Source organism: Thioalkalivibrio sp. ALJ21 (assembly GCF_000378605.1).
GTDB lineage: Bacteria > Pseudomonadota > Gammaproteobacteria > Ectothiorhodospirales > Ectothiorhodospiraceae > Thioalkalivibrio.
Genome location: NZ_KB905155.1, coordinates 280,445 through 295,745, shown reverse-complemented (window position 1 = coordinate 295,745; position 15,301 = coordinate 280,445). Strand labels below are relative to the sequence as shown.

At 64.7% G+C, this 15,301-nt stretch carries 15 protein-coding genes; 8 read left to right on the top strand and 7 right to left on the bottom strand.

Annotated features, from left to right (window positions below; translation table 11 throughout):
* Positions 1–50: 50 nt before the first annotated feature.
* Together F579_RS0101395 and F579_RS0101390 are read right to left on the bottom strand one after the other, a co-directional pair.
* The gene (locus F579_RS0101395; RefSeq protein WP_038029268.1) at positions 51–1,043 is read right to left on the bottom strand and encodes an MBL fold metallo-hydrolase; all 993 of its coding nucleotides are present in this window, start codon (positions 1,041–1,043) and stop codon (positions 51–53) included.
* A 147-nt stretch (positions 1,044–1,190) separates the two neighbouring features.
* Positions 1,191–1,871, bottom strand: coding sequence for a TVP38/TMEM64 family protein (locus F579_RS0101390; RefSeq protein WP_019024608.1), 681 nt, complete (start codon positions 1,869–1,871; stop codon positions 1,191–1,193).
* An 88-nt stretch (positions 1,872–1,959) separates the two neighbouring features.
* Between F579_RS0101390 and F579_RS0101385 the strand changes: the two genes are divergently transcribed.
* Positions 1,960–2,985 carry a serine/threonine protein kinase gene (locus F579_RS0101385; protein ID WP_019024609.1) on the top strand — a complete coding sequence of 342 codons (1,026 nt, stop codon included), beginning with the start codon at positions 1,960–1,962 and terminating at the stop codon, positions 2,983–2,985.
* A gap of 25 nt (positions 2,986–3,010) precedes the next feature.
* On the opposite strand, the gene F579_RS0101380 is transcribed toward F579_RS0101385, so the two are convergent.
* Together F579_RS0101380 and F579_RS0101375 are read right to left on the bottom strand one after the other, a co-directional pair.
* Complete coding sequence (locus F579_RS0101380) at positions 3,011–3,493, bottom strand: hypothetical protein (RefSeq protein WP_019024610.1); 483 nt, start codon at positions 3,491–3,493, stop codon at positions 3,011–3,013.
* A 177-nt stretch (positions 3,494–3,670) separates the two neighbouring features.
* Entirely contained in the window at positions 3,671–4,111 is a 441-nt protein-coding gene (locus tag F579_RS0101375) for a nucleoside deaminase (protein ID WP_019024611.1), read from the bottom strand.
* Between the two features lie 118 nt (positions 4,112–4,229).
* On the opposite strand from F579_RS0101375, the gene F579_RS0101370 reads away from it, so the two are divergent.
* The gene (locus tag F579_RS0101370; protein WP_019024612.1) at positions 4,230–5,519 is read left to right on the top strand and encodes a phosphatidylserine/phosphatidylglycerophosphate/cardiolipin synthase family protein; all 1,290 of its coding nucleotides are present in this window, start codon (positions 4,230–4,232) and stop codon (positions 5,517–5,519) included.
* 26 nt (positions 5,520–5,545) lie between these two features.
* Here the strand turns inward: F579_RS0101370 and F579_RS0101365 are convergent, their stop codons facing one another.
* The 3 genes from F579_RS0101365 to F579_RS0101355 form a co-directional block, all read right to left on the bottom strand.
* A complete protein-coding gene (locus F579_RS0101365; RefSeq protein ID WP_038029435.1) occupies positions 5,546–6,121 on the bottom strand; it encodes a histidine phosphatase family protein in 576 nt (191 codons plus the stop codon).
* 124 nt (positions 6,122–6,245) lie between these two features.
* Entirely contained in the window at positions 6,246–6,641 is a 396-nt protein-coding gene (locus tag F579_RS0101360; protein ID WP_019024614.1) for a thiol-disulfide oxidoreductase DCC family protein, read from the bottom strand.
* The gene (locus F579_RS0101355) at positions 6,634–6,963 is read right to left on the bottom strand and encodes a hypothetical protein (protein ID WP_019024615.1); all 330 of its coding nucleotides are present in this window, start codon (positions 6,961–6,963) and stop codon (positions 6,634–6,636) included. The genes F579_RS0101360 and F579_RS0101355 overlap by 8 nt, the downstream gene beginning before the upstream one ends.
* A 256-nt stretch (positions 6,964–7,219) precedes the next feature.
* Between F579_RS0101355 and mtgA the strand changes: the two genes are divergently transcribed.
* From mtgA to F579_RS0101325, 6 genes are all read left to right on the top strand, one after another.
* The gene (gene mtgA / locus F579_RS0101350; protein WP_019024616.1) at positions 7,220–7,942 is read left to right on the top strand and encodes a monofunctional biosynthetic peptidoglycan transglycosylase; all 723 of its coding nucleotides are present in this window, start codon (positions 7,220–7,222) and stop codon (positions 7,940–7,942) included.
* A 133-nt stretch (positions 7,943–8,075) separates the two neighbouring features.
* Positions 8,076–10,379, top strand: coding sequence for a mechanosensitive ion channel domain-containing protein (locus F579_RS0101345; protein ID WP_019024617.1), 2,304 nt, complete (start codon positions 8,076–8,078; stop codon positions 10,377–10,379).
* Between the two features lie 73 nt (positions 10,380–10,452).
* Positions 10,453–11,139, top strand: a complete 687-nt coding sequence (locus F579_RS0101340; RefSeq protein WP_019024618.1) for a zinc metallopeptidase — start codon at positions 10,453–10,455, stop codon at positions 11,137–11,139.
* 14 nt (positions 11,140–11,153) lie between these two features.
* Positions 11,154–11,822, top strand: a complete 669-nt coding sequence (locus F579_RS0101335; RefSeq protein WP_026301071.1) for a class I SAM-dependent methyltransferase — start codon at positions 11,154–11,156, stop codon at positions 11,820–11,822.
* A gap of 427 nt (positions 11,823–12,249) precedes the next feature.
* Entirely contained in the window at positions 12,250–12,819 is a 570-nt protein-coding gene (locus F579_RS0101330) for a hypothetical protein (protein WP_019024620.1), read from the top strand.
* A gap of 320 nt (positions 12,820–13,139) precedes the next feature.
* Positions 13,140–15,212, top strand: a complete 2,073-nt coding sequence (locus tag F579_RS0101325; protein ID WP_019024621.1) for a SulP family inorganic anion transporter — start codon at positions 13,140–13,142, stop codon at positions 15,210–15,212.
* Positions 15,213–15,301 lie beyond the last annotated feature (89 nt).

Below are 15,301 nucleotides of genomic sequence, written 5' to 3'. Positions count from 1 at the left end.
CGCGCCGCGGCAGGTTTCCCGGCCTGCAGCCGGGATTCCCGGATAGCCCCTTACATGTTCTCTTCGATGAACAGATAGGTCCGGTTCACGTTGGGGCGGTGCCAGTCGTCGTAATGGCGCAGGTGCTTGAACTCTTCAAGGTCCGCGAGCCGCTCCACTACCTCGTCCAGCGACTCCCAGTCCTCGATCCCGGCGCTCACCTCGCGCACCAGCAGCTCCAGGTAGTCGCCGGTATCCTGGCGCGCCTCGGCCATGTCGGTGGCCCGCCCGTGGCCCGGCACCACGATCTCCGGATCGATGGATTCCAGATGCCGGAACGCCTCCAGCTTCTCCACCGGGTTGCTGAACGGATGGATCCCCAGCATGCGCTCGGTGTAGACGATGTCGCCGGTGAACACAACATCCTCGCCTGGCAGGTGGACCATGATATCGCCCGGGAAATGGGCGTCCCCGGCATAGATCAACTCGAAGTCGACCCCGCCCACCGTCAAGGTGTATTCGTCGGCATCAATGGGATCGGATGCCGGCACCGGCTCGGTACCTTCCATCGCCTCTTCGCCGACTGCATTCGCCAGCGAGGCGATCTGACTCTCGCCTCGCTCGGCCTGGGTGCTGGCAGTGCGCTTGAGCGCAACCAGCTCCGCACCCTGCTCCTGGAAGAAGCCATTGCCCAGCCAGCGATGATCCTGCGAACCCACCGAGATCACATGCGTGATCGGCTGATCCGTGACCTCGGCGATGGCCTCGGCCATGCGTTCGGCGACCTTGTAGCTCGGCCCCGAGTCGATCAGGACCACGCCCTCGTCGGTCACGACAAAGCCCGTGTTGTTGGTGAAACCAAGATTCTCCGGCGTGCGGTTCTCCAGCGAGCCGTAGAAATACCAGACGCGATCCGTCAGCTGGATCGGCTCCAGCACCTTCTCGATGGGCCGGTCGCGCGGCTCGTCGTTTTCGTCCCCGGCCTGTGCAATCAGGGCCAGGCCCATCAGCACAACGGCCAGCACTGGCCCCACGGTCCAGCGCCTCTTCAATTGCCTATCCATCCAAACATCCTCAATAAGCGGGTTTCGCCCCCGGTTGGAGAGCCTGAAAACGTGTCGCGTGTACCCCGGCCTTGGAACGCCCGTTCGGACCGTTATTGGTTTTCAGCGATTATATGCGCTTTCGCACATATTTAGACAGGGTTCACATCAGCACCGTGGCTGCGAGTCTCCTGTCGAACCATGCAGCGCACGAACGACCCACCGCGCCGCCAGCGGGAACAGACCGACCGCTACCAGTGAGGCAATCAAGCCGGGCGAGAAAATCCCTTCGGGCCCGTCCAGTCGACTGATCTGAGTACCGGCATTGGCAAAGACGATCGTGGCCGGGAGCATGCCCAGTTGCGACACCCAGTAATACGTCCACGTCCGGATGCGCATCAGGCCCATGCCTGCGTTGATCACAAAGAAGGGGAAGGCCGGGGTCAGACGCAGCGCGAACAGGTAATAGGCCCCCTCGCGCTCGAAGCCACGGTTGATGGGGTCCAGGCGATCCGCGAACCGGCGCTGAAGGGGCTCGCGCGCGATCGTGCGCGCCACCAGAAATGTCAGCGTCGCGCCCAGTGTGGAGGCGAAGGACGACAGCACGCTGCCCCAGAACACGCCAAAGATGGCCCCGCCCGCCAGCGTCATGATCACGATACCGGGCAACGACAACGCCGCGACCACCACATACACGAAGAAGAACACCACCGCCGCCAACAGCGGCCGGGCCGCACGCTGGTCCTCCAGATCCCCCTGGGCCGCCTGCAGACGCTCGAACTCCAGGAAGCGGCTCAAGTCGAGCGCGAAGAACGCGATCAATGCGGCCACTGCAAGGATGGCCACCACCCAGTACGCTCGATTCACCGGCCCTCTCCCGACACACATTCGTCAAAACGCTGGACCCGGACGCTGCCCGCGTGCGTACATTGGCCGCATGAATACACAGCCCCACCCATACGATGCCCTCAAACCCACCGTGATTCTCGACGCGGTGGAAACCACCGGCCTGCGCTGCGATGGCCGCCTGCTCGCCCTGAACAGCTACGAGAACCGGGTGTATCAGATTGGCATCGAGGATGCGACGCCGGTGATTGCCAAGTTCTACCGGCCCGGCCGCTGGACCGACCGCGCGATCCTCGAGGAGCATGCATTCAGCCAGGAACTGGCCGCGCGGGAGGTTCCCGTCGTCGCCCCACTGGTCGCAGACGACGGGGCGACCCTGCACCATCATCAGGGCTTTCGCTTTGCGGTTTATCCGCGCTGCGGCGGGCGTACGCCGGACCTGGAGCAGTCGGACACGCTCCAGCGTATCGGACGCTTCATTGCGCGAATCCACGAAGTGGGCCTCAGCGCCTCATTCCACGAACGCATCACGCTGGAGCCGGTGGCACTGGGCGAACAGGCGCGGCAGGACGTGCTCGCCTCCGGCTACCTGCCCCCCGAGTTGCAGTCAGTCTATCGCGACCTCAGCGCGGACCTGATCAGCCGCATGCAGCGAAACACCGAGGCCGTGGGCCCCGTCCCGCAGCTGCGGCTGCACGGCGACACCCACCCGGGCAACATCCTGTGGACCGACGCCGGCCCCCACTTCGTCGACCTCGACGACGCCTGCAACGGACCCGCAATGCAGGATCTGTGGATGTTCCTCTCCGGCGAACCTCCGGAGATGGCGGGGCAGCTGCGCGACCTGCTGGAGGGCTACGAGACGTTCATGCGCTTCGACCGCCGCGAGCTGGGCCTGATCAGCACCCTGCGCACCCTGCGCATCTTGCGCCACGCCGCCTGGCTGGCCCGCCGGGCGGATGATCCCGCGTTCATCGACGGATTCCCCGTGTTCTACACGCCGCGCTACTGGGAAGAACACATCCTGACCCTGCGGGAGCAGGCCGCTGCGCTGGACGAGCCTGTACTGGAACTGGACAGCCCGGGGGCCGCGGGCAGGGACTACTGGGATCTTTAAGGAGACGCAAGCGTTTCCTTAAGCCTCAGGCCTGCAGGTCAAAGTGCGATCCGAGGTGCTCGTTGGAGTTGGACTGCACCGAGCCGTCGGGCATGAAGGTCTGACCCATGTCCGTTTCTTCGTCCAGGTCAGCGTCCCTCTGGGGGACATCGTCGGCCTGCGGCGCCCCGTTGACCTGGCCACCGGCCAGCGGCATCGCGGTGGCCTGTGTCGGCGGGGTCGCGTTAACGCCCTGGGGCGAGAATGCCGCCTCGTGTGCCGAGGGGGCCTGCGTGGTGGATGCCGGCTGGGCGACATGTGGAGACGTCGAGACGCCCGCGCCCTGCCCGTTGATCTGACCGTTCGCCTGCGCTTGCGTGGCGGCCTGGGCCTGCTGGGCGGGCTGAGCGTGGGCCGCACGCCCCATCTGTGCCGCCTGGTTGCCGGCCTGCCCGGCGTTGTTCGGGGCCTGCGCCGAATGGACTGGCCGTGGCAGGGCCGCCTGATTCATTCCAATGCCGTCGATCATGGGGTGCTCCCGGTTTTCGTTACACCCGGCACCCAAGCAGCGACCATGCCAGAACAGTGGCGTTCACCGCGAAGGGCACCATGAGGCGCTCACCGGGCGCCTGCCCCTTGTCGCTGCCTTGTCCGAGGCGGCAAGCCCGCTCCGCCCGCCAGCAAGGGCGTTCCGGTCAAACCAGCGCTATTCGCAACCGATATCCTCGTGCCACAGGTCGGGGTGGCGTTCGATAAACGCGGTCATCAGTTCCTGGCAGGCGGCGTCCTGCAGCACATCGACCTGAACTCCATGCGAGCGTAGCCAGTCCTCCTCCCCCATGAAGGTGGCATTTTCACCAATCACCACACGCGGGATGCCGTACAGCACGATCGCCCCGCTGCACATCGCGCAGGGCGAGAGCGTGGTGTAGAGCGTGCACTCGCGGTAGACGCCTGCGGGCTGGCGTCCGGCGTTCTCCAGGGCATCCATTTCGGCATGCAGGATGGCGCTGCCGTTCTGTACTCGCCGATTGTGTCCGCGGCCGACGATGCGGCCGCCATGCTCGATGACCGAACCAATCGGGATACCCCCTTCATCCCAGCCGGTTCGCGCCTCGTCCAGTGCTGCTTCCAAAAAAGGATTCATGACATCTTCCAGGGTTGTCCGCAGCGCATTGTGTACACTGCAACACGCGGGTTCCACACCGGCACCATCCAACCCTTCCCCACCATCCCTATAACGGGTTCTATACAAGAGGCCTACCATGCGCCGCCGCGTCATCGGCATTCCTGTCGGTATCCTCCTGGGCCTCGCGCTCGCCTTCGTGCTGGCGAATGTTGCCCTGTTTAACCTCCTCCCGAAACCCGACCGGGTGAAGGTCCCGGTGGCCATCGACTATGGGACGTCGGACAGTGCATTTCGCCGCGGAATGGGTCTCACGCTGCAGCAGCCGATCGTCTCCGGCAACGCGCTGGAGCTGCTGCGCGACGGCGAGGCCATCTACGACGCCAAGATCGAGGCGATCGAGGGCGCCGAGCATACGGTTACCTTCGAGGTATACGAATTCTGGGGCTATCAGGCGGCCCGCTTCGCGGAGGCCTTTGCGCGCGCCGCCGAGCGTGGCGTGAAGGTGCACGTGGTCATCGACTACATCGGCTCCGTGGCGGCCTCCCAGGAAAAATTCGACCGCATGACCGACGCAGGCGCGGAGGTCGTGCGCTGGCGCAAACCCTCCTGGTACGAGATGTCGCGGTTCAACCATCGCACCCACCGCAAGATACTGGTCGTGGACGGCAGAACCGGATTTATTGGCGGCGCCAACGTGGCCGACTCCTGGGTGCCCGGTGAGGATCGCGAACCCTACCGCGACAACCATTTCCGCGTTACCGGACCCGTGGTGGGTAACCTGCAGGCGGCCTTCATGGAGACCTGGCTGGATGCCATGGGCGAACTACTGCTGGGCGATACCTACTACCCGGAACTCGAAGAGCAAGGCGAACTGGATGCGCAGGTCGTCGTCAGCGCCCCACGCGAGGGTCGCCATCGCATCCGCAAGATGTTCCTGCACGCCCTGGCCGCAGCCGAAGAGCAGGTGACGATTGGAACGGCGTATTTCTATCCCGATCCGGACTTTCTCGATGCCCTGACCGAAACCGCCGAACGCGGTGTCCGGATCCGCGTGCTGATGCCGGGCGACACGATGACCTTCGGCTTCGTGCGCCACGCCTCGGTCAATCGCTGGCGACCAATACTGGAAGCCGGCGTGGAGCTGTACGAATACCATCCGCGGATGTATCACTCCAAGCTGATGAGCGTGGACGATCGCTGGGCCAGCATTGGCTCGGCCAACCTGCACAACCGCTCGTTCCGTCTGAACGACGAAACCAATCTGAACATCTATGACGAAGATTTCGCCCGCTCGATCCGGGAACTGATCGAGGAAGACAAGGCCGAGACCGAGGCCGAGCGCATGACCATCGAGGCCTGGGAAAACCGGCCCTGGAAGTACCGTATCTACGGCTGGATCGCGCGCATCATCGGGCCGTACATGTAGGGCGCCCCTTGCCGGGGCCTGTGGCATCAGTCAGCGATGGGCCGGGCGCCACCATCGGCATCGATCTCCACCACCAGCATGTCGCCCGCACCGATGCTGCGACCGGACAGCTCCATGATGTTCGCGCGATGCGTGACATACACCGCCGGGCCCGCCTCGCGCGCGAAGGCCTCCGCAAGATGCTGGTGCCAGGCACGCATCCGGCGCTCCCGGTCGGATTCATTGGTGCGAAAGATCGAACCCAGCGCATCGAGGATCTCCGGCTCGCCATAGCCCAGCAGGCGCGCCGTATCCGCATTGCGGCACCACGGGCCGGCAAACACGCGGATCTCCGCCAGCCCGGCGGCGCGCAGACGCTCACCAAGATCGCGCGCCTGATCACGACCCTCCTCGGAGAGGTTGCGCTGGGTTGTGCAGTCCTCGAGATCGAAACCCGCAGGGTCACCAATCCCCGGAGCCGCGGCATGCCGCATTAACAGGATCCGATGGGGCTCCTGCAACTGGGCCACAATAGCTCGCTCAGCCACCAGGCTGTCCGCCCAAACCGGCATGCCGAACACACATCCCACGACCAGGGCCAGCCCCGCCAGCAGCCGTTTCACGGTTCCGATTTCCTCGATCAAAAACGGCACCGACAGGTGCCGTCGCACTCATCCAGGTCGCCCTGGCGATTACTTGGCATGTTGGCGCGAGACTGCGCCTTGCACAGCCTTCATCGCCGCCGGGCTAATCGGGCCGGCAGAGCCCGTCACCACAACGCGACCGCCAGCGTCGACGCGCAATCCCGTTGTAAACCCGATCCATCAGACGCACCACGGGCGGCACGCGCGACAGAACCCGTCCCAGCAAGCGGTAGTACGGCAAATGCCGCCAGACGACGACAAACGCCCAGGCCCCACTATGGATCTGCCCCCGGGCATCGACCACATGCATCCGCCGCATCGCCGCGTCCCAGTCGATGCGCCATGCCTTCAAGGGCGCCGCGTCGGCATGGATGTCCTGCCAGTCCACGCGACCGGCCTTGTCCAGCCGCCGGTAGTGGCTGATCTCGCGGCGGCAAAGCGGGCAGCCACCATCGAAAAAGACGATGGGGCGCCGCCCGGATAATGCATGGTCAGGCATGGCCAACCGGGCCCAGATACTGATACTCGGCCTCCGGCAGCGAGCCCAATGCACGTTCAACCACGTCGCGCGCCAGATCGCGGGTCATCTCCGGGTGCGCGGGGATCATGTCGGTGCGCACGGCCAGCGCCATTGCCAGCGCCTGCAGCACATCCCCATTGCAGGTATCACCCAGCAGTCCGATCTCGTGATCCAGGGTCTCCACCAGCCGGTCCAGCAGCTGCTGGACACGCACCGCGGACCCGGTCTCGGGATGCAAACGAAACTCGAAGGAAACGGCCTCTCCACTGGGGGTGGTATACCGATAGGGCATCACGTCCATGGGTCTCTCCTTCTTGTTCGTGTGGGTCGGATGGTATCGCCGGGCCGAACGCCGGCTTAGGCTTACGTGGTTGGGCCACGCATGACGGAAACAGTTCAACCGGGAACGAGTTTCCCCGTCGGTCAAGATTGGGTCTGCATCGTTACTGGGCTTTACCGTATCAGACCGCACCGACTAGATACTCGATCAAACCGCGAGTCGCGGTATTCTTGACCTCGATGAACATGGGACTGCACCTACACACAGGGTGGCACTGATGGCCCGTCGACGACGCGGACCGATCGCCCGTCTGCTCCGCGCACTGACCTGGCTGCTGGCCGGGACACTCACACTCGCGATCACGTTCGCGCTCGGCCTGATCGTGCTGTTTGCCAAGGTCAACCCGCCCTACGGCATGGCCATGGTCGTCGCCACGGACTGGCAGACCGCATCCCGCCTGCGGCCGGAATGGCAGCGCCTGGATGACCTTCCGCGTCACCTGATGCTGGCCGTGATCGCAGCGGAAGACCAGCACTTCCCGGTACATCGCGGTTTCGACTGGGGCTCCATGCGCCAGGCGGTAGATGACCACATGCTGCACGGCCAGCGCCTGCGCGGGGCCAGCACCATCAGCCAGCAAACGGCCAAGAACCTGTTCCTGTGGCACAAGCGCTCCTGGGTCCGCAAGACGCTGGAGGCCGGATTCACGGCGGGGATGGAAACCATCTGGCCCAAGCGCCGCATCTTCGAGGTCTACCTGAACCTGGCCGAGTGGGGTCCGGGCATCTATGGCATCGAACATGCAGCACAACACTACTTTGGCGTGTCCGCGCGCGAACTGGACCGGCACCAGTCCGCACGCCTTGCCGCGATTCTGCCCAGCCCGGGCAGCTACAACCCGGTCAACCCCGGCCCGCGCCTCAGCCAGCGTATCGCCTGGATCGAGCGCCAGATGAACCAGCTGGGAATCGCATGGCTGGACCCGATGCTGCTGGAATAGTCCCTGCGCTCGCTCCGCGGGCGTGAAAATGCCTTGGCGTTTCCCTAGACTACATTCCTCCGCTGTCGCACGGATGCTCGCACTGGCGTCCTCCTGGCGACCCGCGAACCCCGTCCAAACCCGAGGTCCGCCCGTGTCCCCCAGCCGCTTCTTGCGTCTCCCCTTCGTCCTCCTCCTCACCCTCTTCTCGCTGTCGCTGCTCATGCCCCTGGGGACCGTCCAGGCCCAGGAGGGTGGCGATGGACGCGATCTGCATGACGCGCTGATCGAGGCACTGGAAAACGAAGAGGCACGCGAACGCCTGCTCGAGACACTGCGTGCCGAGCGTACCGGGGACGACGAAAGCACGGCAGACGATGAGGCGGCGGTCGACACCGACGAACCGACGTCGATCCCGCGCCAGATCGCCCAGCTCACCCAATCGCTGGCCGAAGGCACGGTGCAGGAGATTCGGGCCCTGAACGAGATCGCCGTGGACATTGGCGACAAGCTGAGCTCGATCGACCCGGTGGTATTCGGCGCGGGCGTGCTGGACCTCGCGATCCTGATTGTCCTGACGATCGCCGCCTTCCTCATCCTGCGGCGTCTTGGCAGCCCGATGTTCGCTGCGCTGGACCGCTGGGTGATCAACTCGCCGGAGCAGTATCACCTGCTGCGCGCACTCCCCGCCGTACTCCTGGCCGCGCTGATCGATTTCCTGATCGTGATCCTGGCCTGGGTCGGGGGTTATGGCCTCGCGCTCTTTGTGCTTGGGGATTCCGGGGAGATGCTGACGCGGCACTCGCTGTTCCTCAACGCCTTCCTGCTGATCGAGGTCACCAAAGCGGCCCTGCGCCTGATCTTCGCCACGCGCTACCAGGGTCTGCGCCTGCTGCCCATGGCCGGCGACGAGGCCGCCTACTGGAATGCCTGGCTGGCACGCCTGGTCACCTACATCGGCTACGGCCTGCTGCTGCTGGTCCCGCTGGCCAACAATCACCTCTCCAGCGAGGCCGGGCGCTCGCTGGGCCTGCTGGTCATGCTGACCGCCTTCCTCTACGCCGCGGTCATCATCCTGCAAAACCGCCAGCGCGTGCATGACCGCCTGATCCTGGTCGCCAACCGCGCCGGGTTCGCTTTCACGCGCATGACGCTGACCTTCCTGGCGAACGCCTGGCACTGGATCGCGCTGATCTACTTCCTGACCCTGGCGATCGTCAGCATTACCCGCCCGGAAGATGCCCTGCCCTTCATGGCCAAGGCCACCGGACAAACGGTACTGGCCGTATTCATCGGGGTCTTCGTCGCCAACGTGCTCAGCCAGATCATCGGCCGCGAGATCCGGGTACCGGACGAGACTCGCATGAAGTTCCCGATGCTCGAGGCACGCCTGAACTCCTATATCCCCAAGGCGCTGAAGACGATGCGCCTGGTGATCCTGCTCATCGTGCTGGCGGTGATCGCGGATGCCTGGGGCGCGTTCAATCTCGGCGCCTGGATTGCTTCCGATGCGGGCATGTACGTGCTGGGCACCGCGATCTCGGTCGCCCTGATCCTGATCGGCGCCCTGGCCATCTGGCTCGTGTTCGCCAGCTGGATCGAGCACCGCCTGAGCCCGAATACCGGCGAGGGCGAGCCCGGGGCTCGCGAGAAGACCCTGCTGACCTTGTTCCGCAACGCGGTCGCCGTTGTGCTGGCCGTGATGACCACCATGATCGTGCTGGCCGAGATTGGCGTGAACATCGGCCCGCTGCTGGCCGGCGCCGGTGTGCTCGGCCTGGCGGTTGGCTTCGGCGCACAAAAGCTGGTGCAGGACATCATCACCGGGGTGTTCATTCAGCTGGAGAAAGCCATCAACACCGGGGACGTGGTCACGGTGGCCGGCATGACCGGGGTGGTCGAGAAGCTCACGATCCGTTCCATGGGCCTGCGTGACCTGTCCGGCACCTACCACCTGATCCCGTTCTCGTCGGTGGATGCCGTCTCCAACTACATGCGCGAGTATGGCTATCACGTAGGCGAGTACGGCGTGGCCTATCGCGAGGACATCGACGAGGTCATCGTGCGCCTGCGCGAGGCCTTCGAAGAACTCAAGGAAGACCCGGACCAGGGTCCGAACATCCTCGACGAGATGGAGGTACACGGGGTGACTGCACTGGCCGACAGCTCGGTCAACGTGCGCATCCGCATCAAGGCGCTGCCCGGTACGCAGTTTGGCCTGGGCCGTGCGTTCAACCGCCTGGTGAAGAAGCACTTCGACGCCGCCGGTATCGAGATCCCGTTCCCGCATCAGACCATCTACTTCGGTCAGGAAAAGGACGGCAGCGCTCCGCCCGCGCACCTGCGTCTCACGCAGGAGCAGGGCGAAAACACGGACGACGGTCGCGACTACTCGAAGGACCAGAGGGCACGCCCCAATCCGAAGCACAAGGGCGATTACGACGAAGCCGAGGACTGAGCACGCAGCACCCTGCCGGAAGGATTCGCCCGGGTGACTTCCCCCGAAGGGGAAGTCGCGCCATGATGAAGGCATGCGACTGCTGATTCTGCTCGCACCGCTCGTGCTGCTTCTGGCCTGGGCACCGAGCTGGTGGGTACGCCAGACGATGAAGAAGTACAGCCAGCCGGAGGACCGCTACGACGGCACCGGCGCCGAGCTGGCGCGTGACCTTCTGGATCGCCATGGCCTGCACCACGTGCGCGTCGAATCCACCCGCGATGGCGACCACTACGACCCGTTCGATCGCGCCGTGCGGCTGTCGGAGGACAACCACGACGGTCGCTCGCTCACTGCGATCACGGTGGCTGCGCACGAGGTCGGGCACGCGGTCCAGCACGCCCAGGACTACCCACCCCTGCGCATGCGCAGCAACCTGGTCTGCCTGTCCCGTTACGGACAGCAGATCGGGGCCTGGCTGCTGGTTGCGATCCCCATCATCACGCTGATCGCCCGGCACCCGGCGCCGGGCATCCTGTTTTTCCTGGCCGGGATCCTGTCGATGGGGATCGCCGCGCTGGTGCACTTCGTCACCCTGCCCACCGAGTTCGATGCGAGCTTTCGCCGCGCCCTGCCGATGCTGCGCCGGGGCAATTACCTGCACCCGCCGGACTATCCCCATGCCCAGCGCATCCTGAAGGCCGCGGCCTATACCTACCTCGCCCAGTCCCTGATGAGCCTGTTGAACATCGCGTCCTGGTTCCGCTTTTTGCGCCGCTAGGGAAACACTGACGCATGGCCCGATGTCCGTTGTGCGCCAGCCTTCTGCGCCCGTTTTTCAGCCGCGGGGTGCGCGACCCCTCGCCCGGGGACTACCAGCGCTGCCGGGCCTGCTCGCTGATTGTTCTGGAGCGCCGTTGCTGGCCCACCCCCGCGTTCGAGCGCGAGTACTACCAGACGCACGAAAACCGGCCGGATGACCCCGGATATCGGCGGTTTCTGGGCCGCCTGCTTGCACCGCTGGAGGCACACTGCCCACCACCGGCGCAGGGCGTCGACTGGGGCTGCGGCCCCCATCCGGTGCTGGCGAACATGCTGCGTGCGCACGGCTATGCCATGCAGTCATATGACCCGGTGTTCACCCCCGCACGGCCCGCTCCCGCCGACCGTTTCGATCTCGTCACCTGTACCGAGGTCCTTGAGCACCTCCATGACCCGATCGCCACCCTTGGCGAGATGGCCACCCTGCTGCGCCCCGGCGGCACGCTTGCGATCATGACTGGCTGGCCGCCCCCCGCGGCGGCCTTTCATCGCTGGCACTACCGTCGCGACCCCACCCATGTGGCCTTCTACGGGCCCGACACCCTGCACTGGATCGCCGCGCATCTTGGCTGGGAGATCCACCTGCCGGCGCCGGATATTGCGCTTTTCGGAACCCCACGGCCCAAGGGAAACACTGATTAATGTACACACTCGCGTTGGTACCCCAGGTTTTCCGAGGCAAGACGCGTCGTGCAGAGGGTAGTGGTTCTACCCGCCCGTTCTTGATTGAATCGGGGCGCAACGCAGGATCGGGGAACCTAGGGTACCAACCCCGCAACTTAATGAACGAAGGGGCTCGGCCGCCCGTTGTTATCAAAAACGGGCGCGCGCACGGCGTTGCGGCTCCCTTGTGCAGAATGACTGCGCGGCAGTCACCGCGCCTTGTTCGCACGCAAAAGCGACTCGAGCGCGAGCGTGTACATGGATCAGGGTTTCCCGAGAGCGGCGAAAAACGAGAAGCCTGCAACGGAAACCGGGGTGCCCCGGAAACCTCGGCCTGCCCCTGTTAAGCTGTTGTTAAGTCGCCACGCACTAAGCTTCCCACCGTACTTTCACGAGGAGAGTTGTTATGACGAACCGTTCCCGGCCTCTAGCCGGTTTGATTGCCGCCGCCGCGCTCGCGCTCGCCAGCCCGCTGGTGATGGCCCAGGGCATGGGCCAGCAGGGGCAGCAGGAAGGCGGAGCCAACCCGCAAATGGAAATGCAGCAGCTGCAGCAAACCCTGGCCGAGACCCAGCAGCAGGCGATCGAGAACAACCCCGATCTGGAGCGCAAGGGCGAAGAGCTTGAAAACCTCGTGCTCGACAAGATGGAACAGGCCGGTTACCAGCCGCGCCAGGATCTTGAAACCCTAGAAGGCGCCGAAGAACGCCTGCGCGACCCGGACCTGAGTGCCGAAGAACGCCAGCAGGTGATCCAGTCCGAAGACGTCCAGCAGGCGCAGATGAACCTGCAGGAGGCCCAGCAGGCGGTTGCGCAGGACGAGGAGATCATCTCCGCTCAGGAATCACTGCGTGAAGACCTGATGGCCGCGATGCGCGAAGAGAATCCAGACATCGATGACATCATCGCGCGTCTGGAAACCCTGCAGCAGGAGATGCAGCAGGGCGGCAGCCCGGGCATGGCACCCCCGCAGTAAGCCACGCCGAAGCATACGCTGAAAGGCCTCGGTCGCCACTGGTGACCGGGGCTTTTTTTTTGCGGTCTTTGGCGTTCAACCGATCGCTTGCACATATCCTCTACGCTATATGTCGCATTGAATACCTTTGATAGAAGAAAATAAGCCGACCTTCTATAATCCCCCCCTCCCCTGACTGCGCCCGGCCCAACCCCGGGCCAGACATGGCTGCCAATCACGTGACGACGGCCCTGGCAGCCATACGGCCCGGGTGCGCCGGGTGCGCGGGATCGCTCGACTAGCCGTCGTCTTCGTCACGAACAGGCCAAGCGAGTACCGCCATGAATTCGATCCTGCTGCGCATCTTTCCGTTCCTGAGCTGGCGTCCCACCAAGGAAACGCTCAACGCGGATCTGATCGCCGGGATCTCGGTGGCCCTGGTCCTGATCCCGCAATCCATGGCCTATGCGCAGCTGGCCGGCCTGCCCCCGGTATACGGGCTCTATGCCTCACTGCTGCCGGTAATGGTGGCCGCGCTGTGGGGTTCCTCGAATCAGCTCGCCACCGGCCCGGTGGCAGTGGTATCCCTGCTCACGGCATCGGCCCTGGTGCCGCTTGCGGCCGAGGGCTCATCCGAATTCATCATGCTGGCGATTGCGCTCGCCCTGATCGTGGGCGTGATCCAGCTGGTCATGGGCCTGTTCAAGCTGGGCGCGCTGGTAAGCTTCATTTCCCACCCGGTGATTGTCGGCTTTACCAACGCCGCCGCGATCATCATCGGGCTGTCCCAGATCAACAAGCTACTGGGGGTTCCGATCGACACCTCCGGCCACTTCCTCCTGGGTCTCTGGGGTGTCGTGCTGGAGCTGGGCCACACCCACTGGCCCACCCTCGCCTTTGGCCTGGGCGCGATCGCCCTGATGGTTGGCATGAAGCGCGTCGCCCCGAAGATTCCGGGCGTCCTGGTCGCAGTGGTCGTCACCATCCTGGTCTCCTGGCTGATCGGGTACGAGCGCAAGGCCGACACCACGCTGGCCCAGATCGCGCCTGGCGAGTTGGTCGAACTCGCCCAGCAGATCGAGGAGAAGCGGGGACAGGCGGCCGATCTGGATGACCGCGTGCGCGAACTGGAACTCGAGATCCAGGAGGCGGCCCGTGGCGATGCACCAGCCCTGCGCTTCGAGCAGGAGCAGGCCGAACTGCAGCGTGACGAACTGCGCGCCGAGCTCGCCCCGCTGCGCGACGAGTTGCGCAACACGACGTTGCGCCGACTCCCGGCGACGGACGACGAACCCGAACGCTTCATCGCCGATGATCACATGACGGATGCCGAACGCGAACGCGCCGAGCGCACCTCGTGGCGGATCGAGCAAGTGGACGGCGATGAGGTCTCGCTCAATGGCGGTGGCGCTGTCGTGGGCAACGTGCCCCAGGGTCTGCCGTCCATCACCGCCCCGGAGATCACCTTCGGCACGATCACCACGCTCCTGACCACGGCCTTCGTAATCGCGCTGGTTGGCTTTACCGAGGCCATTGCGATCGCCAAGGCCATGGCCGCCCGCACCGGCCAGCGTCTGGACCCGAGCAAGGAGCTGATGGGACAGGGCCTGGCCAACATCGCCGGCGGCTTCACCCAGGGCTACCCCGTCAGTGGTTCATTCTCGCGCTCGGCGGTCAACCTGAATTCGGGTGCCCGCACCGGTCTGGCGTCGGTATTCACGGCCGTGATTATCGGGATCGCGCTGCTCTTCCTGACACCGCTGATCTATCACCTGCCGCAGTCGGTGCTGGCGGCGATCATCATGATGGCCGTGGTCGGACTGATCAACTTCAAGGCGATCAAGCACGCCTGGGTCGCCAACAAGCATGACGGGGCGGCCGCGGTGGTCACCTTCATCGCCACCCTGGCGATGGCCCCGAACCTCGACTACGGCATCCTGATGGGCGCCGGTCTGGCGATCGTGCTGTACCTGTACCGCACCATGCAGCCGCGCGTGTGCGAACTGGCCCGCTACGACGACGGGACGCTTCGCGAGGCCCAGCGCTACGGGCTGGAGACCAACGAGAAGGTCGGCCTGATGCGCTTCGACGGCTCGCTGTACTTCGCCAACGTCCCCTACTTCGAGGACGCGGTACTGGACCTGATTGCCCGCCACCCGCAGGCCAAGTATCTGATCGTGGTCGGCAAGGGCATCAACGAGATCGACGCCTCCGGCGAGGAAGTCATCCACCAGTTGGTGCACCGCCTGAAGGCGCGCGGCATCACCCTGGTCTTCGCCGGCGTGAAGGCGCAGGTACTGGAGGTCATGCAGCGTACCGGGCTCGAGGACATCATCGGCAAGGACAACATCTTCAAGTCCACCGACCACGCGGTGAAGGAAATCTCCGAACGTGTAGGTGAACCGATCAAGTGATGGCGAAAGCCCGCGCCACGGACGGCGAAAAGGGCTGCACCCACCCGCGTCAATCGCTACACTGAGCAGGTTACGAACCCAATGAGGAG

Excerpts from the sequence above, each read along its gene's own strand:
- F579_RS0101395 (WP_038029268.1), bottom strand. The coding sequence starts at position 1,043 with ATGGATAGGCAATTGAAGAGGCGCTGGACCGTGGGGCCAGTGCTGGCC.
- F579_RS0101385 (WP_019024609.1), top strand. The coding sequence starts at position 1,960 with ATGAATACACAGCCCCACCCATACGATGCCCTCAAACCCACCGTGATT.
- F579_RS0101380 (WP_019024610.1), bottom strand. The coding sequence starts at position 3,493 with ATGATCGACGGCATTGGAATGAATCAGGCGGCCCTGCCACGGCCAGTC.
- F579_RS0101375 (WP_019024611.1), bottom strand. The coding sequence starts at position 4,111 with ATGAATCCTTTTTTGGAAGCAGCACTGGACGAGGCGCGAACCGGCTGG.
- F579_RS0101370 (WP_019024612.1), top strand. The coding sequence starts at position 4,230 with ATGCGCCGCCGCGTCATCGGCATTCCTGTCGGTATCCTCCTGGGCCTC.
- F579_RS0101360 (WP_019024614.1), bottom strand. The coding sequence starts at position 6,641 with ATGCCTGACCATGCATTATCCGGGCGGCGCCCCATCGTCTTTTTCGAT.
- F579_RS0101355 (WP_019024615.1), bottom strand. The coding sequence starts at position 6,963 with ATGGACGTGATGCCCTATCGGTATACCACCCCCAGTGGAGAGGCCGTT.
- mtgA (WP_019024616.1), top strand. The coding sequence starts at position 7,220 with ATGGCCCGTCGACGACGCGGACCGATCGCCCGTCTGCTCCGCGCACTG.
- F579_RS0101340 (WP_019024618.1), top strand. The coding sequence starts at position 10,453 with ATGCGACTGCTGATTCTGCTCGCACCGCTCGTGCTGCTTCTGGCCTGG.
- F579_RS0101335 (WP_026301071.1), top strand. The coding sequence starts at position 11,154 with ATGGCCCGATGTCCGTTGTGCGCCAGCCTTCTGCGCCCGTTTTTCAGC.
- F579_RS0101330 (WP_019024620.1), top strand. The coding sequence starts at position 12,250 with ATGACGAACCGTTCCCGGCCTCTAGCCGGTTTGATTGCCGCCGCCGCG.
- F579_RS0101325 (WP_019024621.1), top strand. The coding sequence starts at position 13,140 with ATGAATTCGATCCTGCTGCGCATCTTTCCGTTCCTGAGCTGGCGTCCC.